Annotated in this window: 23 protein-coding genes; 8 read left to right on the plus strand and 15 right to left on the minus strand. The window is 51.7% G+C overall.

The features are described 5' to 3' along the window. Positions 1 to 83 precede the first annotated feature (83 nt). Positions 84 to 446, plus strand: a complete 363-nt coding sequence (locus tag NSS83_RS03910) for a ribosomal protein L7/L12 (protein WP_341185646.1) — start codon at positions 84 to 86, stop codon at positions 444 to 446. Positions 447 to 541: 95 nt separating this feature from the next. Here NSS83_RS03910 and NSS83_RS03915 read toward each other — a convergent pair whose 3' ends face one another. The 5 genes from NSS83_RS03915 to NSS83_RS03935 form a co-directional block, all read right to left on the minus strand. Further along, the gene (locus NSS83_RS03915; RefSeq protein ID WP_341185645.1) at positions 542 to 1180 is read right to left on the minus strand and encodes an ABC-2 transporter permease; all 639 of its coding nucleotides are present in this window, start codon (positions 1178 to 1180) and stop codon (positions 542 to 544) included. Then, positions 1173 to 2042: an ABC transporter ATP-binding protein gene (locus NSS83_RS03920; RefSeq protein WP_341347728.1), complete on the minus strand. Its 870-nt coding sequence runs from the start codon at positions 2040 to 2042 to the stop codon at positions 1173 to 1175. The genes NSS83_RS03915 and NSS83_RS03920 overlap by 8 nt, the downstream gene beginning before the upstream one ends. After that, complete coding sequence (locus NSS83_RS03925; protein ID WP_036695325.1) at positions 2039 to 2419, minus strand: GntR family transcriptional regulator; 381 nt, start codon at positions 2417 to 2419, stop codon at positions 2039 to 2041. The genes NSS83_RS03920 and NSS83_RS03925 overlap by 4 nt, the downstream gene beginning before the upstream one ends. 100 nt (positions 2420 to 2519) lie before the next feature. Beyond that, positions 2520 to 3200, minus strand: coding sequence for a succinylglutamate desuccinylase/aspartoacylase family protein (locus NSS83_RS03930; protein WP_341185642.1), 681 nt, complete (start codon positions 3198 to 3200; stop codon positions 2520 to 2522). 248 nt (positions 3201 to 3448) lie between these two features. Then, positions 3449 to 5995, minus strand: a complete 2547-nt coding sequence (locus NSS83_RS03935) for a diguanylate cyclase (RefSeq protein ID WP_341185641.1) — start codon at positions 5993 to 5995, stop codon at positions 3449 to 3451. Positions 5996 to 6204: 209 nt separating this feature from the next. Here NSS83_RS03935 and NSS83_RS03940 point away from each other — a divergent pair, with 209 nt between their 5' ends. Beyond that, complete coding sequence (locus NSS83_RS03940; protein WP_341185640.1) at positions 6205 to 6327, plus strand: hypothetical protein; 123 nt, start codon at positions 6205 to 6207, stop codon at positions 6325 to 6327. A gap of 308 nt (positions 6328 to 6635) precedes the next feature. Beyond that, on the plus strand, positions 6636 to 7793 hold the full coding sequence (locus NSS83_RS03945) for a C45 family peptidase (protein WP_341185639.1): 1158 nt from the start codon (positions 6636 to 6638) through the stop codon (positions 7791 to 7793). An 8-nt stretch (positions 7794 to 7801) separates the two neighbouring features. On the opposite strand, the gene NSS83_RS03950 is transcribed toward NSS83_RS03945, so the two are convergent. Further along, the gene (locus NSS83_RS03950; RefSeq protein WP_341185638.1) at positions 7802 to 8332 is read right to left on the minus strand and encodes a GrpB family protein; all 531 of its coding nucleotides are present in this window, start codon (positions 8330 to 8332) and stop codon (positions 7802 to 7804) included. A 93-nt stretch (positions 8333 to 8425) separates the two neighbouring features. Here NSS83_RS03950 and NSS83_RS03955 point away from each other — a divergent pair, with 93 nt between their 5' ends. The 5 genes from NSS83_RS03955 to NSS83_RS03975 all read left to right on the plus strand — a co-directional run bounded on the left by NSS83_RS03955 (position 8426) and on the right by NSS83_RS03975 (position 11449). Further along, positions 8426 to 8596, plus strand: coding sequence for a hypothetical protein (locus NSS83_RS03955; protein WP_340753466.1), 171 nt, complete (start codon positions 8426 to 8428; stop codon positions 8594 to 8596). A 162-nt stretch (positions 8597 to 8758) separates the two neighbouring features. Further along, positions 8759 to 9565, plus strand: a complete 807-nt coding sequence (gene murI / locus NSS83_RS03960) for a glutamate racemase (RefSeq protein WP_341185637.1) — start codon at positions 8759 to 8761, stop codon at positions 9563 to 9565. 6 nt (positions 9566 to 9571) lie between these two features. Beyond that, positions 9572 to 10345: a GNAT family N-acetyltransferase gene (locus NSS83_RS03965; protein WP_341185636.1), complete on the plus strand. Its 774-nt coding sequence runs from the start codon at positions 9572 to 9574 to the stop codon at positions 10343 to 10345. Between the two features lie 44 nt (positions 10346 to 10389). Beyond that, complete coding sequence (locus tag NSS83_RS03970; RefSeq protein ID WP_341347729.1) at positions 10390 to 10743, plus strand: DUF4190 domain-containing protein; 354 nt, start codon at positions 10390 to 10392, stop codon at positions 10741 to 10743. Positions 10744 to 10969: 226 nt separating this feature from the next. After that, a complete protein-coding gene (locus NSS83_RS03975) occupies positions 10970 to 11449 on the plus strand; it encodes a DUF2441 domain-containing protein (protein ID WP_341185634.1) in 480 nt (159 codons plus the stop codon). On the opposite strand, the gene NSS83_RS03980 is transcribed toward NSS83_RS03975, so the two are convergent. The 9 genes from NSS83_RS03980 to NSS83_RS04020 all read right to left on the minus strand — a co-directional run bounded on the left by NSS83_RS03980 (position 11427) and on the right by NSS83_RS04020 (position 20303). After that, the gene (locus NSS83_RS03980; RefSeq protein WP_341185633.1) at positions 11427 to 12629 is read right to left on the minus strand and encodes a response regulator; all 1203 of its coding nucleotides are present in this window, start codon (positions 12627 to 12629) and stop codon (positions 11427 to 11429) included. The two genes, NSS83_RS03975 and NSS83_RS03980, sit on opposite strands and share 23 nt — an antisense overlap. Continuing rightward, positions 12626 to 14413, minus strand: coding sequence for a sensor histidine kinase (locus NSS83_RS03985; RefSeq protein WP_341185632.1), 1788 nt, complete (start codon positions 14411 to 14413; stop codon positions 12626 to 12628). Before NSS83_RS03985 ends, NSS83_RS03980 begins: the two co-directional genes overlap by 4 nt. Before the next feature lie 91 nt (positions 14414 to 14504). Continuing rightward, positions 14505 to 15329 (minus strand): carbohydrate ABC transporter permease, encoded by an 825-nt coding sequence (locus NSS83_RS03990; protein WP_341185631.1) that lies wholly within the window; start codon positions 15327 to 15329, stop codon positions 14505 to 14507. 18 nt (positions 15330 to 15347) lie between these two features. Then, a complete protein-coding gene (locus tag NSS83_RS03995) occupies positions 15348 to 16238 on the minus strand; it encodes a sugar ABC transporter permease (RefSeq protein WP_209990069.1) in 891 nt (296 codons plus the stop codon). 199 nt (positions 16239 to 16437) lie between these two features. Beyond that, positions 16438 to 17814 carry an extracellular solute-binding protein gene (locus tag NSS83_RS04000; protein WP_341185630.1) on the minus strand — a complete coding sequence of 459 codons (1377 nt, stop codon included), beginning with the start codon at positions 17812 to 17814 and terminating at the stop codon, positions 16438 to 16440. A gap of 92 nt (positions 17815 to 17906) precedes the next feature. Beyond that, positions 17907 to 18344, minus strand: coding sequence for a GNAT family N-acetyltransferase (locus NSS83_RS04005; RefSeq protein ID WP_341347730.1), 438 nt, complete (start codon positions 18342 to 18344; stop codon positions 17907 to 17909). 170 nt (positions 18345 to 18514) lie between these two features. Then, positions 18515 to 19126 (minus strand): membrane protein insertase YidC, encoded by a 612-nt coding sequence (gene yidC / locus NSS83_RS04010; protein ID WP_341347731.1) that lies wholly within the window; start codon positions 19124 to 19126, stop codon positions 18515 to 18517. Further along, on the minus strand, positions 19123 to 19299 hold the full coding sequence (locus NSS83_RS04015; RefSeq protein WP_341347732.1) for a hypothetical protein: 177 nt from the start codon (positions 19297 to 19299) through the stop codon (positions 19123 to 19125). The genes yidC and NSS83_RS04015 overlap by 4 nt, the downstream gene beginning before the upstream one ends. Positions 19300 to 19670: 371 nt before the next feature. Continuing rightward, positions 19671 to 20303 (minus strand): hypothetical protein, encoded by a 633-nt coding sequence (locus tag NSS83_RS04020; protein ID WP_341347733.1) that lies wholly within the window; start codon positions 20301 to 20303, stop codon positions 19671 to 19673. Between the last annotated feature and the right edge of the window lie 155 nt (positions 20304 to 20458).

Genomic DNA, 20458 nt, shown 5'->3' on the forward strand with positions numbered 1-20458 from the left:
AGGGGATACAATCAACAATCAGGTCTGAAGTGTTCATTCTTTCTTCTTACGGGTAGTAGATAATTAAGGAAGGAGCAATGCCTATGGAACATATGGATACGATCGATCTCATCGCCATTCTGGCTCTGGTGCTGGCACTATTGCTTATGCTCAGTGTGTTCAGTCTGAAGAGACGTGTGAACGAGCTGGAGTCCCGGTTAGCGCAAAGAGACGCTTACGGCGGAAAATACTCTCCCCCAGCAATCGGCAGAGCTGCCGACATCCCGGCTCCCCTGTTCGTGCAGAACCCTGAGCTGGCACCGGACCTCGAGCGGAGAATCCGCCTGCTGTTAGCCGAGGGCAAGAAAATCCAGGCAATCAAGGTCATGCGTGAAGCGCGGAATCTGGGCCTCAAGGAAGCCAAGGACTTCGTAGAGGACCTGGAGCAGGGCGGAACCTTCCGCTAAGTGTATTATGTACGAATAATCAAGAATGACCTCAGACTGCCACTGGACTGTGGAAGCTGAGGTCATTCTTGTGATGGCTTATACCGGTAATGAAGCTAGATATCCTTGTGCATATAAATCCGCAGAGAGACTAAATAAGAAGCATAGATAATCACGAGATAGGCCAGGACGCTGATGGCAACAAGCAAGACATTATCCAATCTGCCAGTGCTAATCCATTCGGCAAGTGCCGGAAACCGTTTAGACAAGCTGGTAATAGCCGTGAAATTCAGCATGATCACCATTATAAAGATGAAGTTGACGACCTGCATCCCTTTTTGTCCCAGCCAGTAATACAGCGGCAGATAACATGAGGCCAATAAAGGGAACGCGGCAATAGCTATTCCCAGCTCTCTCCAGCGCAGCGGTTCATCCAGCTTGCCCATCGTAAAAGCAGCCAGATACAGCAGAATCGTACAGGTCAGGCTGAACAAGGAGAATGGAATCAGCGTCATATATTTAGCCTGAATCAGCCGCTGTCTCGGGACCGGGAGCGTAACCAGAAACTTCTGATTGTTATGCTGCATATCGATGGTACAGGAGTTAATGAGCAGCAGCATAGCCGGAAACAGCGAGAACACCGTATAGGCTTCAGCGTTCATATAACCCATAATCAGATAATAGGGAATCAGCAGGAGGATAAACTTCCGGGTAAGCATGAAGTCTTTACGGATCAGAGCTATGGAGTTATACATGTGCTTCACTTCCTTTTACCGTATAGTACATAATCTCTTCCAGTGTAGGGGTCTCGCAGATTGCGGTGTCCCTGAAATAACGTTCCCCTTCCGCACGGTTGCTGATCAGCCCTTCGAAGCCCAGCCCGTTCTCCCGCAGCCCCACGAACCACCGCCGGACATCCCGGTCCAGCAGCTCCTTCCCGCCTTTGACCAGCAGATAGCGTTCGCTCAGACTCTCCTTCATCTCATTGAATACAATCCGTCCCTCGTTAATGAATACAATATAGTCGGCAATCCGGTCCAGATCTGTGGTGTTGTGGGTAGAGAACAGAATCGACTTCTTCTCATCCTGGATATGCTCACTGAGCAGCTCCAGCATCTCCCGGCGGAAGATCGGATCTAGTCCCGAAGTAGGCTCATCCATAATCAGCAGATCAGCACCATGGGACAAGGCTATGGCGAGGGAGAATTTGATCTTCATCCCCTTGGACAGATCCTTAATCTTCTTGCCCGGCGACAGCTTGAACTGCTCCTGAAACTTCACATATGTATCATTATTCCATCCGGGATAGAACGGGGCGATAATACTCTTCATCTGCTTAACGGTCAAGTGCTCATAATAGATATTCTCATCCGAGACGTAACCGATACGCGCTTTAACAGCCGCCAGGTCCTGCTGGTTGTTCTGGCCGAACATCAGAATGTTGCCTTGGTCCGGGAAAATTAACCCCATGATCATTTTGATCATTGAGGTCTTGCCTGCACCATTCGGGCCGATCAGCCCTGTAATGTAGCCCTCCTTGATGGGGAGCGAAATATCCCGCAGCTCAAAACGGTCGTAGCACTTGGTCACATGGCCCAGCTCAATTACATTACTCATTCCTGTTCCTCCTCATAGAGCAGCTTCAGCATCTCCGCGAGTTCAGCGTATTCCATGCCCAGCTGCCTGCTCTCGTCAATAATCTCCTTCAGCTTGCCCTCCACCATCCGCAGCCGCTGTTCCCGGATATATTCCTGATCGGCCCCGGAGACAAAAGATCCCTTGCCGACGATCGAGTTGATCAGCCCTTCCCGCTCCAGCTCCTCATAAGCCCGCTTCGTGGTAATGACGCTAATCTGCAGCTCCTTCGCCAGTAAGCGGATCGATGGCAGCGGCGTACCCGAGACCAGCTCGCCTTGGAGAATCATCTGGCGGACCTGTCCCACAATCTGGGCGTAGATCGGTTCGCCAGATGTACTTGATATCACGATATTCATGCAGCAGCATCAGCTTCCTTTGTGTTTGTTGTAACTAGTGTATATATGTAATATATACACTATATTCAGTTGTGTCAATCCCTTAGTGTGATACCCTTAATTAGACGATCATCCCCTGAGATCGTAAAAAGTGGTAGACGATCTCGCTCTGCATTCTTACCCTGAAGGCATAATCCAGGCTCCAGCAGGTCTCTACGGTCACCGCCCGGGCACCGAGCAGGCGCTGGAAGGCCATCCGGGAAGTTCCTGCACGCTCCCTATGCCGTATGTTGAAGCGGTATGCTCTATTCGTGATCGTCTGATTCATCCGCATCACAATTTGCTTCGCCAGTCCATGCGCCCGGCTGACCGGGCTGATGATCAGGGTCTGGCCGACCCGCTTCGGATTCAGCTCGGACAGCCCGTTCGCCTCATGCAGATCTAGCACCCACGAGGGACGGTAGCGCAAGGCAAGCTGCCATACGGCTGCCGACAACGGATGACGGGCCGGGGCGCCTGGTCCGCGCGGGAAGGTACGGTTCAGGTCGGGCTGCCCGCGAATCCCCTTGCGCCGTGCGATTTGGTTCACCAGCGGGACGATAATCAGCTTCCCTGAGCGCAGCATCAGATCTCCCCGGCTGAACCTGCTCGCAATTCCCTGCGCTGCGCGGCTGCTCGCCGGCTCATTGCCGTGAACACCGGAGATGATCATGAATACAGGTCCGGGGACGCCGCTGCTAATGACATAATAAGGTGTGGCATAAGGCGTTCCCGCTGCCAGCGTATGCTTCTCTACAGACACTGTGGTTCACCTCGCTCTGGATGATATGGATCATGTGGTTGTTACTCTGTAATGTATGCGGATTACCTGCGGAGGATTGGACGAATAGGACAGCAAAATAACCCCACAAAGTGGAGCTTTAGCGTAAGTGATGACTCAGGTACTTTGCGGGGGCCCCAAAACATATAAATTCTCTCTAAAAAAGCCGGACAAGTCCCATATGGACTCATCCGGCTTCTGCTCTGGATGTGAGATGATGTTAGCAGGTGTTAATAAAATACGACTTGGTTCTTCCCGGCAGACTTCGCCTCATAGAGTGCCTTCTCCGCCTTGGCAATGAAGTCCGACGGGCGGTCAGAGGGAACTGGCACCTTCAACAGGCCGCCTATGCTTACAGTGACCACACCTTCCTCTTCAAACCGGTCACGGGGAATCTGCAGATCATAGACGCCTTGACGGACGGATTCGGCCAATTGCTCTGCCTGGGAAGAGGAGGCTCCCGCCATCGTAAGGATGAAGTTCGCCCCGCTGAACCGGGCCACGAACGTGCCGTGCGTGATGCTGATGATATTCAGCACATCGGCTACCGACTGGATGCAGAGATCGCCGCCCTTCAGCCCGTGTACCGCATTATAGGAATGGAAATCATCGATATCAATGGACAGCAGCAGCAGGGGTTCCCGGGTGTTCAGGGAATCCTCCCAGCGCTGATCCAGCTTATTCTCAAGCGCCTGCCGGTTCGGCAGATCGGTTAGTGAATCGGTCGTCAGATAGGTTTGCATCTGATTGGCCGCATCGGCATAAGCCTCGCCCTTCGCCTCTGTACCGGTTCCGGTGTTCAGCACCGCCATAATGGACGGTCTGCCGCCATGAATGACCGAGGCCAGACTCAGGCTTACCTCCAGGGGTTGCCCGTCTCCATTCATGAATTGGCCCTGATCGGATACGAACTGGGTGACATTCTGGCTCAGGTCTAAGAAGTGCTGCTTCAGAGCTGGCCGGTAGGATTCCTGCACATAGTCCAGGAACGGCTCCCCGATCAGCGATTTGCCGTTCTCTTCTCCCGTCAGCTCCACTGCGCGGTTATTGCAGTAGGCAATCACATCATCGGTAATCATGAAGAAGGCTACGGGCGACAGGTCCATCAATTGCAGATACCGCTGTTCATTATGACGCAGACTGCGGGCGTTCTGCAGGGCCTGCTCTTCCGCCTGACGCAGCTGGTTCTCGGTCTGTCCGCGCAGAATAGATTTGAGCTGCGGCAGAATGTTAAGATGCTGCTCTCTCCACGGAAGTGAGGTGGACTGAACCACCTGCCGCCATTTCTCAAAGGACTTGCGGGGAGACAATCGCAATCCGTCATTTTCCTGAATGACAGCCTTAGCCGGATCTCCGGCCCAGTCCACAATCTCGACCACTTCAGGCCTGAACCAGATCATATAATTCTGGTGTCCTGGAGTCAGGGCGAGATAGATGGCACCGGAGGCCTTGTTCTTGTAAGCTTTGGCTGATTCATATTCCAGACTGAGCTTGGAGGTGCAGTAGGTGTAATCCTTGGACTTCCCGGCCAGCCAGCCGGCAAGCTCCCGTACCTGCTCCTGGGAAGGCGTGGCTCCGAACAGCATCAACTTGTCCTGGTAGCACACGGCTGCACCGGAAGCCTCCATCATACCCAGCAGCGTCTGCTCTTCATCGCCGAGCTGCTCAATCACCCGGGAAGAGCTGACGTTACCTGTGAAAATATCGACAATTCTCATCGCCTTGGTCCGCAGCTCCAGCTCCGTCTGATAATTGTCGAGCTGCTGACGCTGGTACAGTTCACTGGAGAAGAAGGCGCCCAGGAAATTACACAGATTACGGATACGGTGCGGGACATACTTGGGGGAATGGTGATGACAGGTGATTAGTCCCCAAAGCTTGTTGTTGTTAATCAGGGAGATGGTCGTAGTCGCCCCCACTCCCATATTCTGCAAATACTCGATATGGAGCGGAGATACACTGCGGAGGATGGACAAGCTGAGGTTCAGGGGCTTACCCGTAAGGGGCTGCAGCACCGGGGTGATCGGAACCGGAAGATAGTTGACATCGACGATCGTCCGCAGCCAGTTACGCAGATACAGCTCACGCGCCTGCTTCGGAATGTCAGACGCAGGATAATGATGGCCAAGGAACGGCTCCAGCTCCGGTTCACGGGCTTCGGCAATCACCTTGCCATTCCACTGTTCATCGAACTCGTAGATCATAACCCGGTCATAGCCCAACATCTCCTTCACCTGCTCAGCGGCAGCCTGACTGGCCTCCAGCCGGTTCGCCGTATGCTTCAGCCGTCCGAAGAACGTGCGAATCCAGTCGAAGTCATTGGAGCTGTCGCTCTGATCGATGGAGGCAGGCTCCAGTTCAACGATCATCAGACCTTCACTTTCGTGAATGATGCAGAAGAAGTCCTGCGGCTCACCCGCGACTTCAATCTGTATCACAATATATTGCAAATCGGCAGTTTCTTTCGCATTCACGCTGCGAATAAGCAGCATCTCCAGCTGATCCGGGCCTACCAGGTCAGCCATAGGCGTGCCTAACAGTGCTTCGGCAGCTGTTCCCAGTAACTTATCCGTATTCAGACTGGCCTGGACAATCCTATGGGCTGTGTCCTGAGTTACAGCCAGCAATACGCCATGCGGTTGAATAAGCCCGGGAATATGGATGGGCTCCTTCTCACAGTTATTAAGATCCACAGGTTCCTTGGGGTCCAGCCCTGCTTCATTCAGCAAGGTGCGGTTCAGCGGCTGATTCTCATGTTCTGTATTAAAATCTGACATAGGTGTAAAGCCTCCATTGAAGTAAATGATTTCTAAGCTGTTATGGCGCAGATTCATTTTATCTTATTCTGGGCTGCAATAACAAACATAAGTTTAGTCTATACAGCCTGCCTTGGCTTGTATTCCAGTCTTGGAATAATTATGTATAATATGGATGAATAGAGCATAACCTGTGATGGCTAATCCATTTATAATCCGAGGTGACCATAATGCGGCGAACTAAACGTTCAGGTAGAGAGATTGTGTCTTTTCTGCTAAGCGCCTTCTCCATAATGATCATTGCCTTCTTCATCATCCGCTATGTGGTTCAGACCGTTTCATTCGCACCTTAACAGTCTGCCCACGCAAAAAGGAGCATTTGGGGGAAATGCTCCTCTTCGGCTTGCATATACCATGTATTAGGTTACACTTCCGGAAGAATTGTAATCCGAAAGTCTTACCAATAATTTACCTTAAAAACCTCAATAATACAAGTATTTCCTTCTATTCCAGTGAAAATGTGACTAATTCATAACAGCGCTTCGCCGCTTGGATGCGCATCCGGGGATTTGAGGCACAGCGGGCTTTGCCGCCTGATCTATACGCCCGTTATAATGAACCTACTCTGCGCAGAGAATAATGAACAAGAAGGAACATTCACATGGATGCTAATCCCCTGTTACAGCGCAAGACCGCACAATTTACACTTCTCGTTACCGAAGGCACTCATTATGAGGTCGGACGCACTTTGGGCGCCCATCATAAGAATAACTCCGCCATGCTATCCTTCTTGTCCTCCCCCTTCATGGGAGCCCCCCGGCTGACTCCTTATGCTGCGGACAAAGCCATGGAGAGCTTCGAGCGCTATTGCCCCGGCTTGAATGAAGAAATTCAGGGCTTCGCCGATGAGACCGGCGTAGAGGCTGCCCATGTCGTCTTCTATTATTCCTACTTTCAGGCACCGGGCCACTGCACACAGGCAGCCTACCGACCTGTAGCAAATGCGGGTCAGAGCGGACAGATTTATCATATGCGTAATTATGATTTTGGCTGGGAGGATGAACCGTATAATCAGCTGCTGCTCAGCACAACCAGGGTGAAGGGCAAACTGGCGCATACCGGCTTTGCGCTGCAGTTGTTCGGGCGTTATGACGGGATGAATGAGGCAGGTCTTACCGTAACCACCACCTCGGGGAGAGTCCGGCCGGAGATGACCGGGGAGGGATTTGTTTTTCCAGGCGTAGTCCGGGCCTTGCTGGATCAATGTACTACTGCGGAAGAAGCGGCTCAGCTCATGCGCAGCATACCGGTGGCTGACTACAGAAACTTCCTGATCTCTGACGCCCAAGGGAACATCGCCCTCGTAGAGACGGCTGGTACCGAAAAAGCGATCCAGTATCACCCGGCTGCTGACAGCTTAAGCGCAAGCCAGCTTGTACTCTCGGCGAACCATTACACCCTGCCCTCCATGCAGCTACATAATCAGCAAGTCATGGAGAACTCATGGACCAGATATGACGCGCTGCGGGCAGCACTTATGGACGATAACACCGCTATCCATCCTGTAGAAGCCATGAAAGCTGCCGCAGGACGCGAATATCCCGAAGGAATCTGCTGTCACCATTACAGCGAAGGCTTAGGCACCTTATGGTCCATGGTCTCTGACAACACAGCCCGCGAGCTGCATATCTGCTTCGGTTCCCCGCAGCTGAACGGCTGGAGAACCTTCGGGTTCCATGACCCGGCGGGAATGCGTGTATACGAGGCAGTGCTGCCGGACAAGCCGTCCGCAGAGGGATTCTGGCACCGTCCCAGGTAAGCTCCCTCTCACTCTTGCTGCTGTGACGCCCTCTGCAAAATAGACTGCACAAACGCAGTCTTCCCGTCACAATACGCATCAATGTCATAACGGTACTCTTCAGCCAGCCGCTGCTTCACCGCCTGATATTCCTCCCGGGCAGCGGGATGGCTGCGCAGATAATCCCGGAACAGAATATGCTCCAGGTAACCCTTGCCGTCCTTGGGACATACATACAGATGGTATTTCATGAATCCATCATCCTGGTTGCTCTTGAAGGCTTCCCGGCCCTCAATGCCCAGGTTGCCCTGATGCTCATAACCGTACGCCTGCAATCTGTGGATGATTTCCGGCAACTGGTCATAGCTCTCCATCACCAGATCGACATCAATCACGGGCTTGGCCCACAGCCCTTCAATCGAGGTGCTGCCCACATGCTCAGACCGGATAATCAGATCCCCGGCGATCTCCAGCATCCGCGCCTCAATTCTGCTATATTCCGCCTTCCAGGCCGGATCATACGGGACCACTTCAACAACCTTGGTCTTCTCAGCCATCATCCTTCTCCTCCTTCGACTATAACCTACACCCCACACTGGAATAAAATACAAACCGCAACCTCATACTAACCCGCAGAGACGGAGGTGAACAGTATGCCCAAGAATAGTGCAGACCCCAAGCATGACCGTGCAAATAACCGCGCCGATTCAAAAAACAACCAGCAGAATCACGCCAGTATCAGCGAAATCCCCCAGATGGTGACTCCTGATAAAGCAGCAGATGTCGTGCCGAGTCTGAACGGCGTTACTAAGAACGAGAGCTGATTTCCGCTTTGATATGCTCGCAGACCAGGCTTCACCCATGGTATGGGCGAACAGCCTGGTCTTTTGCCGGACAGAGCAGTTATACTATAAATCTAATGATAGAAATAGAATACCTTACAAGTATAATCTATGGAATAGAATCATCAAGAAAAGAGTGGAAGTATGCGAATTGGATTTTTTGACTCCGGCATTGGCGGGTTAACCGTGCTTCATCAGGCGCTTAAGCTCTTGCCGCAAGAGGACTACCTGTTCTATGCAGATACCGACCATGTGCCCTATGGGGAGAAGACGAAAGACGAAGTCAGGGAATACATCCTGCAAGCGGTGGATTTCATGGCCAGTCAGCATATAAAAGCGTTGGTGGTCGCTTGTAACACAGCCACCAGCATTGTGATTGAAGAACTTAGGCAGCGGTATGACTTTCCGGTCCTCGGGATCGAGCCGGCAGTGAAGCCTGCGGTTGAACAATCAGAAGGTAAGCAGAAGAAGGTGCTGGTACTCGCAACCCGCTTAACGCTACAGGAGAAGAAGTATCATGATTTGGTGCACCGGATCGATCACGGGGAGATTGTAGACAGTCTGCCGCTTCCCGGGCTGGTCCAGTTTGCGGAGCGTTTTGATTTTGACGAAGAGAGAATTATTCCCTATCTGACAAGTGAGCTGGCACATTTGGACCTTGAGCGGTACAGCACGGTGGTCCTTGGATGTACCCATTTCCCCTACTTCGAGGGGAGCCTGCAGAAGATATTCCCGGATACGGTTGATTTCATCTCCGGCAGTCTCGGAACCGCCAGACACCTGAAGCAGATTCTCCAAGCGGGGGGACGGATCAACGAGGGGACGGGCGATATCCTTTTTTACAGATCCGGTGTTCTGGTAGACGATCCCGCAATGTTATCCAAATACGACAGTCTGTTCAAGCGTCTGGATGAAATTGAACAATCTCTTAATCTGAGCACAAAGGAGTGATCTAACTTGAGTCACTATACAGCCATAATGGAAAGATTGCGCCGGAATCCGCTGAAGAATGTGACGCTGCTCAAAATGATGACGGCGTATCATGCTCAGATCGACAGCGTGCTGATTGAACAACAGGATCATTGGGGCGTGCTGCTGCTTATGCCGGCCGCTACCTTCGGCTATGATCACCGGACCTACCCGGAGGCTGACACCGTTGTACTGATGGACTATAGCAGTCCCGAGGTCTTCCCAGCCCTGCTCAAACGGGTGCCGCGGGACGCCAACCTGGTCTTCAAGCTTCAGGAGGATGCGTACCGGGAGGCGCTGGAACCGTATTTCACGCTGCGGCGGGTCCGTAGTCTCTACTCCTATTCTTCGGCCGAAGGCCAGAGGTTTAGCCCAGATGAGGCCTGCACGGTCAGTGAAGCTATCGATGAACGGCTGCTGCCGCTGTGGATGGCGAATGATTATTCGCTAGAGGAGATCACGCAGTATTTTGAAGACGGGGCATTCGCTGTGACGTTATTTGACGGGGATACGCCACTTAGTACATGTATGGTCTACCGCAATGAGGAGCGAATCTGGGAGATCGGCGGCGTACGTACCATAGAAGCTGCCAGACAACGTGGATTAGCGCAACGCGTAGTCCGCACAGCAGTCTTTCACACCCTCAAGCGGGGCTACATTCCCAGGTATCAGGTGCTGGAGAACAATCCCGCCTCCATCCGCCTCGCCGAATCCATTGGACTTACCCGCGCTGTCACGCTGGAGCATTGGGTTAATTATTGATGGTTAAATTGGAGCAATCACTCACTACCCATGAAGGAGTTTAGATGATGAATAATCCCACTCCACCCTATGGAGAACAGAATTATTACCAGCAGTACCCGAAGCCTCCGCAGGAGCGGACGAACAGCAAAGCGGTTGCAGCACTGGTGCTGGGTATTCTCTCCATCGTAATACCTTACGTCGGCATCCTCTTCGGGATTACCGCAATCATTCTGGCTTCGCTTGCCTTCAAGGAGATCCGTTACAGCTATGAGCAAGGCCGGGGACTCGCGACTGCCGGACTGGTCTGCGGAATAGTCTCCACCTTTATTTACACCATTCTCATCATCATGTTTGTTTTAACTGTTGTGTTATTCAATAGCGCACACACTGCGATGGGGGCGTTTGGCTTAGCGTAACGGACTGAGGCGCTCTTCTTTGGGAAAAAAGTCGCCTATTGGGCGAGTAACGGACTCCACAGGCCTTATCCCATAGCGAGACTATAAGGTCGCCTGAGTCCGTTACGCTGCAAAAAGTGGCGTTTTCGCGGGGATAAGCTCTCTCCAGTCCGTTAGATTTTGGGTGGATAGGGCTTAACAACCTTATCCATGCTTTTTAATCTGATGCTTTACTAGGAGGCCGACTATGCAAGCAAGCGAAAGGTACGTTTACCACATTGTAACCCGGAAGAAGATGGCCCTGAATCAAATCATTAATTTTGACAACCAGCAGAAAAACACCTTATATCGTTTCTTTTTCGAGCAAGAACAGTTGAACTCCAAAGGGGAAGACGTTATCCAGATCCTGCACGGCAATTATACGGAGGACGGTTTAAAACTGGATAAAGAAGATGCAGCAAAGAGCTATGAAGATGCCCTGATGTGGAAAAGCATATTCGATTCGTATCACCGGAAAGTGTTACAGATCGTGAAACTTAAGGTCGCTGGAGCTATTTTTGAAGGTGACGGCAGTCTGTTGCCCATGGAAGACGCGGCTCCATTCTCCCGTAAAATCGAACAAGCCAGAGAATACTGGAAAGGTAATATCAATAATGCGCTTCCAGAGCTGTTGATTAACGGAAGAATCGAAGTTGCCGACATCATCACAGAGTACCCCTGCTCCTAAGAATGCTGATGCTCTCCGCTTGGCGGTATTCGGTGGGGGTGAGCTGGTATTTCTTGCGGAACATTTGGGTAAAATGGCGCATGTCCTGGTAGCCTACCCGCTCCGCGATCTCGGCCAGCTTCAGCCCCGGATTCAGCAGCAGCAGCTTCGCCTGCTCCAGCCGCAGCGAGGTGACGTATTCCTTATACCCCTGACCTGTCTTCTGCTTGAACAGCTGGCTGAAATACGCCGGATTCAGGAACACCACCGAAGCGATTCTTTCCAGCGACAGCTCCTCGTAGAAATGCTCCTTAATATAGTGCAGCGCCACTTCAATCGCCTTCTCCCCACTCCCTTTGAGCGGCTCAAGCGGCGGTCCCTGAAAGGCCGAAGCCTCACGCATCCGCTTCACGATCTGCGGCACCGTATGGAAGTCACAGCTCAGCCCGGAATGGATCATCTGAAAAGGGATTTTCAAATAATGCGTCAGATGCGTCTTCACCTCCTCCTGGAACTGCTCTATCCGCACACTCTCGCCCGGTGAGATCAAGCCCAGCAGGTGCTGGCGGTCATAGCTGACCACGAAGCCCCGACCATACCGCTCGATCAGCTCGGAGAGAACATTCTCGACAATGAAATGCTCCAGCCGGGCGCTCTGGTCTCCCGGCTCCAGCTGAATCATGACCAGATAGAAGGAATGATAATCCTCAATGAACGCATCGATGTCCAGATTCCCGATATCCAGCCCCGAGGCCAGCCGCTGAAAAACACCCTCGCGCAGGAATCGCAGGCTGGCCTTCAGCCGCTCGCCTTGCCGCGAGATTTGGTTATCCTGCTGGATTTCAGTCGTCAGGCTGTCGATCAGCCCGGTCAGCTTATGCTTGCCGATCGGCTTCAGCAGATAATCGCGCGCACCCAGCCGGACCGCTTCCTGGGCGTAGGAGAATTCGCTGTGGGCAGAGATGACAATCCATTTCACGTACGGATACCGGCGCTTCGAGATTTTCATGAATTCCAGCCCGTTCATGCCCGGCATCAGAATATCGGTCAGCACGATATGGATATGCTGCTCCTCCAGAATCTTCACCGCTTCCTCCGCCCGGCCGGCCACGAACACCTGATGCTCTGCACTGATCTGCTTAATCGTACGCTTGATGCCTTCACGGATGGCCCGTTCATCATCGGCTATAAGAATATTCACTTCAGCAGCTCTCCTTCCACTGGAATAGGCAGCACGATAGCCACCTGCGTTCCCTCACCGGGGAAGCTCTGAATCTGCAGACCATAGCCCTCTCCGAACATGAACCGCAGGCGGCGGTGCAGGTTCTGGAGTCCGATCCCGCTTTTGGCGCCTTCCTTGCCACTGGAGCCCGCGTTATCCGGACTATCCACATTCAGCGACGCCTGTAGCCTTGCAAGCTGCTCCCCGCTCATTCCGTCCCCGTTATCTTCCACAATCAGCTCAAGATGATCGCCCTCTTGCCGGGTGTAGACCTTGAGAATCCCCTGACGTGAGAGCGGCTCCAGTCCATGCTTGACTGCATTCTCAATGACCGGCTGCACCGTCATCTTCGGGACCCTGATGTTCAGCCAGCGTTCATCGACATTCGTCACGATTATAAGGCGGCCCTCCAGCCGGATGGAGATAATCTTCAGGTAATGCCCGATCTGCTCCAGCTCCTCGCTTAGGCTTACATCGGCCCCGTCTTCCCACTGACTGCTGTAACGGAACATTGAGGACAGGGAGAGTACCAGTTCCCCAAGCTGTTCATTGCCCTCCTCATCCAGCATCCAGTAGATCATATCCAGCGTATTGTAGAGAAAATGCGGGTTCACCTGGGACTGCAGGGCATGGAGCTCTGCATTCTTTTCGCTGACCGAAGACAGCTTAACCCGCTCGATCAGCTCCTCGATCCGCCGGACCATCCGGTTGAAGGAAGCGACCAGAATGTTAATCTCCTGATACGAAGAGACCTTGACCATGCCGCCGAAATTCCCCACCTCCACCTGCCGCATCTCGCGGATCAGCTTCTTCAGCGGCGAAGAGATGGTCTGCGATACGATCGACGCAATCAGCGTAGAGACCAGGATCAGCGCCGAGATCACGATCAAGAGATAACGCTTCAGCTCCACCAGCTCCACATTCAGATCCTGGTCCGGCGTAATACTCATCACCCACCAGCCCGAGAAAGACAGCTTGGACGCCACCACCAGCTGCCCGCGCTCCTGCTGAACCATCACATGCTCCGAAGCGGGGAGCTTGGGCAGACGGGCAGCGTCCGGCTGCGGATCTGTGGCCGAGGTGACAAACCGTCCATCCGGGGACATCAGGTAGACCTGACTGTGCGTGCCCAGCTTCAGATTCTCCAGCGCCTCCAGCACCGGCTGCGGGTCCGTCTCATACAGCACGATGCCTATCGGCTTATGCTCATTCAAGTCATAGAGCTGCCGCCCGAAGGCGAAGACCGGGCTGTCCTCCACTTGGTCGATCAGGGAGTGCGGATACACCCCGAGCCAGACCATTTTCCCCGAGGAAGCCTGCAATTGCCGGTACCAGTCCTCCTGTCTGTAATTTGGATCAACCACATTCATATAGTTGCCATAGTTATAGATCTTGCCGCGGTCTGTGATCACATGGATACCCACCAAATCATCCCGCGAATAAAAAATCGAGCCGATGATGTTCGTCACCGTCTGCTCATTGATATAGGCCACCGCCGGCCCGTCCGTCTTCTCATTAATCAAGCGGATCATCTCGAAGTTATTGCTGAGCGATTTGGACAAAGCGTCATACCCTTTATAGAGGAGCGTGAATAAGCCTGCGCTCTGGGCAACGTTTTTTTGCGACAAATCACCGATCTTCTCATGCAATTGGTCTGTAGTCCGGTTATAGTACAGCAGGCTGACAATAAGCAGAATACTGGACATGCAAAAAAGAAACAGCAAGAACAACCGATGATGAATGGAATGAAAGCCGATCTTCATAAGACTCTCCCCTTTACGCACCCGGTTCTGCCGTTTCTTATTATAAAACTTTACCATTTTTATGCAATGGGGTAATTCGGTATGCCATGCCTTATCCCTTAACCGCTCCTGCCACCATCCCTTTAGTAATCTGATTCGACAGGAAGAAGTAGATCAGAATCACCGGCAGCGCGCCCATCACCAGGAAGGCCCCGATATTGCCGTAGTTGACCGAATACTGGCTCACGAAGGTGTAGACCCCGAATGGAAGGGTTTTGAGCTTCTCTGACGAGATGAACGTGGCGGCCAGGATGTATTCGTTCCAGATGTTGATGAAGGTTAGGATACATACGGTCATGACAGGCGGAATGGACACCGGCAGGATGATGCTGCGGAAGATCCGGTACACACTCGCCCCGTCGATGAACGCCGATTCTTCGATCTCATGTGGAATAGCTCTCATGAAGCCGCTCAATATGAACACGGCGATAGGAGTTGAGAACGCGATATACGGCAGAATCAGCGACCAGTGGGTATTGAGGATATGCATATTTTTGAACATAATCATCAGCGGCAGCAGCGTGGCCTGCATCGGAATCATCATCCCCATCAGGAAAATGGTCATCACGACATTGCCGTACTTCCACCGGAACCGGGAGATTGCATAGGCTGCCATCGAAGCCAGCAGAATGACACAAATCATCGTAAGGCCAGTAACGAACACGCTGTTCGACAGGTACTTCAGATAGCTGCCCGAGGTGTAAGCCTCGTAGTAGTTATGCCACTGGAATTTATGGGGCAAAGAAAAGAAGCTCCCGTCCAGAATCTCCTCGTTCGTCTTCAGAGAGTACAGCAGCAGCCACAGCAGCGGGTAGAGCTGGGTAATGACAGGAATGGCAAAAAGAAGATACACGATTCCTTTTTTAAGCTTACGCATGGTCCGCGCACTCCTTTCCTATTCGAATTTTCGCTCAAGCCGGTTGAAGATCATATTAATGATGCCGGTAAAAATCAGACAGACCACCACGAGGAACGTCGCAATCGCGCTGCCATAGCCATACTTGAAGGACAAAAAGGAGCTGTTATACATATGGGTGGAGATGACATCCGTTGCATGCGCCGGACCGCCGCCAGTCATGACCATGACCAGATCGAAGGCTTGCAGGGACCCGATAAACGCCAGGATAATCGAGATTTTGAAAATCGGGATAATCAGCGGAAGCGTAATATAACGATCCGCCTTGAAGCCGTCTGCTCCGTCAATCCGGGCCGCTTCGTACAGCTCGTCAGGAATGTTCTGCACCCCGGTATACTGGATCAGCAGATGGTAACCGAAATACTGCCACAGGGATACCAGATACAGAGAATACATGGCGATATTAGGCTCGGTCAGCCAGTTATGCGTCCAGCTCTCCAGCCCCAGGGACACCAGCACACCGTTCAGCATGCCCCCCATGGAGGTCGGGTTATAGATGGTCTTCCAGAGTTGTCCAATAATAACGACGGATAAGATGACCGGCGTGAAGTAGATCGACACCAGCGTGTTGGCTCTGCGCAGATAGCGGTTCAGCAGGATCGCCATCCCCAGACAGAGCGGGATTTCCAGCATGGAAGCCACAGCATACAGCAGCGTTCTCCGCACAGAGGGCCAGAACACCGGGTCATGCCAGAACATATTCTTGAAGTTGCCGAAGCCGACGAACTGAGAGGTCGTCAGACCGTCCCACTTCAATAAGCCCGTGTATAATGAGACCAGTATGGGTACGAATACCAGGCACACATAGAGCAGCAGACATGGCAGTATGAAGACGGCGATTGTGCGTGCCGGCACCTTAAGGACTTTCATCTTTCCCGCCTCCTAATCAAGCAGATTCTTCTTTATCTATTAATTTATAGTGTTAATGATTAATGTCATTAACTTATTAAAGTGCATGATAAACCCGATGCGAAGTAGCCTGATTGGCTTGCTTCGCATCGAGTAGAACAGCTTTCCATTTGCAGTGTCGATATGGCTTAAGTTACGCGAACATTTAAAACTAAGCGGCTTATTTGTTGGCTTCGAACGCAGCCTGATGTTCTTTGGCTACCGCCTTGGAATCCATCTTCTGGACGAACAGGTTCTGGATACTGCTGAGGTGGACCTGTGCGGTTGCAGGGTTCATGGTGTTATCGAACGCCAGGTCGCCGCCCTTCACTTGGTTGAACAGTCCGGCAATATTCACCGCCAGATCAGAATACCCTGCAGCCTTGAGGTCGCCGTCTACCTTTTGGCCGATCCCTACAGCGTTCTTCAGCTCAAATTGCTTCTTAGGATATTGGGTGCCGAAGAAGTTGAGGAAGTCCTTGGTTTCCTGCAGATGCTCACTGTTCGCGGATATGGCGAAGGCGCTGCCGGGGGCGAGCATGAATTCGTTGGGATCGCCTTTGCCGTTCACAGTCGGGAACTGGAAGGCCCCTACTTTACCGGCAACCGGGGAAGCATCAATCGCGCCAGTCTCCCAAGAACCGATGGACCACATAGCGGCTTTGCCTGTTTTGAAAATATTCCCGCCCGCATTTGCATCAATAGAGGTGGCACCGTCAGGGAAAGCGCCCGCTTGAACCAGAGCCTGGAAGGCGTCAACTGCTTCGATGAACGCAGGATCTTCAAAGGTCTTTTTGCCGTCCAGCACATCTTGCAGGAAGCCGGGGCCGCCGTTAGTGCGCAGCAGAATGTTCATGAACAGGAACGAGCCGGTCCAGGAATCCTTTTCGCCGATGGCCAGTGGTGTGATCCCCTTATCCTTCAGGATCTTCACATCCTTCAGCATCTCCTCGAAGGTAGTCGGAGGGGCAGCGATGCCGGCCTGGGCGAACAGGTCTTTATTGTAATAGACGACTTCAATGTTGTTACCGTCAGGGATGGCATACACATTATTGTCGAAGCTGTAATAGTCGAGGAGGCCCTTCTGGTACGTGTCCTTCAGGCCATTCTGATCGAGCATGTCATTCAGCGGAGCGAACAAGCCTGCATCGACGAACGGTTTCATTTGGGCCGCCGGGTTCACGATGGTGATGTCCGGCACTTCTTTGGAGGCAGCCTGTGTCTTCAGCTTGACCTTCTGCTGGTCCGTGTTCAGCGTGTCCAGTTCAATTTTCACATTGGGATGCTCTTTCATGTACGCGTCGGTCAGCTCACGGATCATTTTGTAATTGGGCGTTGCGGGATCGGGGTAGATGTTCTGGAAGGTAAGCGTTACCTTTTTATCGCTTGGTGCATCTGTAGCTGCGGCATTGCCGCTGCCTGTGGCGGCGTTCGGTGCGGCGGTGTCCTTAGCCTTGGAATTGGCGTTGTTGTCCGAGTTCCCGCATGCGGCCAGGCTTACTGCCATTAGCGCGGCGAACGCGACGGTGGCGGTTTGCTTCATTTTTCTGTTGACCATTCATTAAAGCCCCCTCTGTCGTGATAAGCTAATTATCATCAGGGGGAGCGTTTCGGGCAAGGTGGGAACTGCAGAAATGAGGTTTGTTTTTTCTAGGTAAGCGGTTTCTCTAACATCTGCCCATCGTCTTTCACATAGCCGCAATCTTCGTAGGTCCGAATAGCCGCAGCGTTCCTTCTGCCCGTCAATACCTTGACCCGTTTCACTCCGCGCATTCTAAGCTCGTCTTCCAGACAAGTGATGATGCCCCTAGCGACTCCCTTTCTCCTGGCGGTATCTTGCACATAGAGTTCTGTAATTTCTCCATAGGGCTCCTCATAGCAAAAGGAATACAGGCTTTGGGCGCAGCCAAAACCCACGATGGTACCGTTCAATTCAGCTACGGCAATACATTCGTTACAGTTAGTATGTAGATATTCAATAATTTGGGCCGGGGGTCTGCGGACGCCGCCGTTGAACTCTTGGTTGAGTCCCGACAGTGCCTCAGCATCTGCTATGGACGCCAGCCTTACCCTTATAAGTGAATTCATTTGGAGTCACCTCGTTTATTTATATATAGTCATTTATGTTTGCTCGACAAGAAGCTGTCCCAGAAGCCATGAATTGACTGCTTGGGACAGCTCTTAAATAGAAGTAAGATTTACGTAAGCACTTGGGTGGACGCTCCGCAAACGAAACGTTGTTTAAGCGGAATCCAAGATCAATCTTCTACACCGGCAGAAAGATTATTCCCTGCGAAGTCCGGCTTCGCGTACCTTTTATTCAGAATGACCGTCTGCACGATAATGAATATCCCGCCAACCACCCAATAAAGCGGCAAGGCTGCGGGCACCTGAAACGAGAACAGGCCCATCATGACCGGCGACAACCATCCCATCCAAGCCATTTGATTACCTGGGCTTTGCTGATTCTGTACAGCTGCGGATTGCGATACGCGGAACTGCACGTAATAGACCGCTGCGGCAATAAACGGCAGAATCATATCTGCCGTCCCCAGGTTGAACCACAGGAAGTCGTGTGCGGCAATCTCAGGGGTACGTCGGATGGCGTAATAAAATGCCAGGGTAATCGGCCACTGGAGCAGCATCGGCAAGCACCCCATACTGAACGGATTGAACTGATGCTTCTGGTAGAGCTGCATCATTTCGGCCTGCTGCTGCTTAGCGGCATCCGCACTGACATCGTTCTTGTACCTCTCCTTCAGCTCCGTTAACTCCGGCTGGAGGATGGCCATCTTGGCTTTCATGGCCATTTGCTTCTTCGTCTGATTCATCATTAGCGGCAGGATCGCAAGCCTGATGATGAGCGTCATGAGCACAATCGATAAGCCGTAGTTCCCTTGGAATGCATCCCCGGTGAATCCGCCAGAATGGGGCTGGCCTGGGAGGCTGCTGAGCAGCCGCTAAGCACTATGGCCGGAATAAGTCCTATTGCTAGGACGAGAATGGGCTTGGCCCATTTTGGATACAGCTTCATCTTGTTCATTGTTGTCCTCCCTAATTGAATGTATGGATCTCAATGTGGGAAAGGACGATCGTCTTCGTCATCAGGAGCTTCTCTTCGCCTGGCGGTTCGTGCGATCCAGCGCTGAATACTGCTCGGCTGCGTAAGTCTGACCGCTACAGACCAAGTTAAACCGGGTGCAGCCAGTTCATACCCCCAGTGGATCTCCTGCATGGAAAAGTAGGTAAAGGGAATCGACACTACCGAATAGATAAGCGCGATGGAGAATGCCAATTGAATCAAGTCATAGAAATGCTCCAGTCCGGTTCACCTCCGCCTGTATGCGTCATAATGGAATAATATGAAAAATGGTTAATCGTCTATACGTCAGTGTAACGGTGTGGTTCCACGATTCAGCGTAATATCTCTAATTCTTGAAGAACTTCCTTTACGTCACAGCTGGAATTCAAGATATGGATCATCTCTTCCGTAATGGGGAGATCCTCGTAGATTTTTGCAACAACCTCTAAGGATAGGGATAATTCAAAATAATCTGTTGCAAATTCCACAAAATCCTCTGGTGTATGGAATATACAGCCCAATAAAAAATCAGAACCATCGCTTGTACCTTCTGGAATCTCAATGTTTCCTTTGTGCCAGCTGGTGTCACTGTTTTTACGCCAAATACAAAAAGTCACATCTTCTTTTTCAATTGCATCATCTTCAAGTAACGATAATAATTCCTTTGGGACGTCATCATAAATCCCTTGCCATACTTTATGTTCATCTTGTGCATATGGGCTTAATTCAGATTCGTGATCGAAGCCTTTTATTATGGAGCCTTCATTGGAAAACAAAATAAATAAATGATCCCCTGCTCCATTATCTATTTTCGCCATAGTCACACCCTCATTCCAATCTTGTACAAAGCTATGGTAACGAAGCCATTCCTCCTGACAAAGAATAATATTTAGTGAAGCTTGGATTTTCATTAGCTTTTGTAACATTCTTGGTTCCGGTAAACGCTCTAACGCTTTTGCTTCCATAGAATCCTCACCCACCCTATAATATTTTTCTAATTTTACCGTATTGATTTGTATAATTTCCGTGGGTGAACAAAAAGCAGCTGATCACGATAGGATCGACTGCTTCTTGTTGTATAAGCGAGATACATCTCCGCATATTGGCTATCGCTATATCA

The organism is Paenibacillus sp. FSL H3-0469 (genome assembly GCF_038051945.1).
GTDB lineage: Bacteria > Bacillota > Bacilli > Paenibacillales > Paenibacillaceae > Paenibacillus_AQ.

What these genes read in the sequence shown, in the direction of transcription:
- NSS83_RS03950 (WP_341185638.1), bottom strand. Translation starts at nt 8,332, where the DNA reads ATGATGGCTGAGAAGACCAAGGTTGTTGAAGTGGTCCCGTATGATCCG.
- NSS83_RS03955 (WP_340753466.1), top strand. Translation starts at nt 8,426, where the DNA reads ATGCCCAAGAATAGTGCAGACCCCAAGCATGACCGTGCAAATAACCGC.
- murI (WP_341185637.1), top strand. Translation starts at nt 8,759, where the DNA reads ATGCGAATTGGATTTTTTGACTCCGGCATTGGCGGGTTAACCGTGCTT.
- NSS83_RS03990 (WP_341185631.1), bottom strand. Translation starts at nt 15,329, where the DNA reads ATGCGTAAGCTTAAAAAAGGAATCGTGTATCTTCTTTTTGCCATTCCT.
- NSS83_RS03975 (WP_341185634.1), top strand. Translation starts at nt 10,970, where the DNA reads ATGCAAGCAAGCGAAAGGTACGTTTACCACATTGTAACCCGGAAGAAG.
- NSS83_RS03995 (WP_209990069.1), bottom strand. Translation starts at nt 16,238, where the DNA reads ATGAAAGTCCTTAAGGTGCCGGCACGCACAATCGCCGTCTTCATACTG.
- NSS83_RS03925 (WP_036695325.1), bottom strand. Translation starts at nt 2,419, where the DNA reads ATGAATATCGTGATATCAAGTACATCTGGCGAACCGATCTACGCCCAG.
- NSS83_RS03985 (WP_341185632.1), bottom strand. Translation starts at nt 14,413, where the DNA reads ATGAAGATCGGCTTTCATTCCATTCATCATCGGTTGTTCTTGCTGTTT.
- NSS83_RS04005 (WP_341347730.1), bottom strand. Translation starts at nt 18,344, where the DNA reads ATGAATTCACTTATAAGGGTAAGGCTGGCGTCCATAGCAGATGCTGAG.
- NSS83_RS03915 (WP_341185645.1), bottom strand. Translation starts at nt 1,180, where the DNA reads ATGTATAACTCCATAGCTCTGATCCGTAAAGACTTCATGCTTACCCGG.
- NSS83_RS04015 (WP_341347732.1), bottom strand. Translation starts at nt 19,299, where the DNA reads ATGAACAAGATGAAGCTGTATCCAAAATGGGCCAAGCCCATTCTCGTC.
- NSS83_RS04020 (WP_341347733.1), bottom strand. Translation starts at nt 20,303, where the DNA reads ATGGAAGCAAAAGCGTTAGAGCGTTTACCGGAACCAAGAATGTTACAA.
- NSS83_RS03945 (WP_341185639.1), top strand. Translation starts at nt 6,636, where the DNA reads ATGGATGCTAATCCCCTGTTACAGCGCAAGACCGCACAATTTACACTT.
- NSS83_RS03935 (WP_341185641.1), bottom strand. Translation starts at nt 5,995, where the DNA reads ATGTCAGATTTTAATACAGAACATGAGAATCAGCCGCTGAACCGCACC.
- NSS83_RS03910 (WP_341185646.1), top strand. Translation starts at nt 84, where the DNA reads ATGGAACATATGGATACGATCGATCTCATCGCCATTCTGGCTCTGGTG.
- yidC (WP_341347731.1), bottom strand. Translation starts at nt 19,126, where the DNA reads ATGACGCTCATCATCAGGCTTGCGATCCTGCCGCTAATGATGAATCAG.
- NSS83_RS03920 (WP_341347728.1), bottom strand. Translation starts at nt 2,042, where the DNA reads ATGAGTAATGTAATTGAGCTGGGCCATGTGACCAAGTGCTACGACCGT.
- NSS83_RS03940 (WP_341185640.1), top strand. Translation starts at nt 6,205, where the DNA reads ATGCGGCGAACTAAACGTTCAGGTAGAGAGATTGTGTCTTTTCTGCTA.
- NSS83_RS04000 (WP_341185630.1), bottom strand. Translation starts at nt 17,814, where the DNA reads ATGGTCAACAGAAAAATGAAGCAAACCGCCACCGTCGCGTTCGCCGCG.
- NSS83_RS03970 (WP_341347729.1), top strand. Translation starts at nt 10,390, where the DNA reads ATGATGAATAATCCCACTCCACCCTATGGAGAACAGAATTATTACCAG.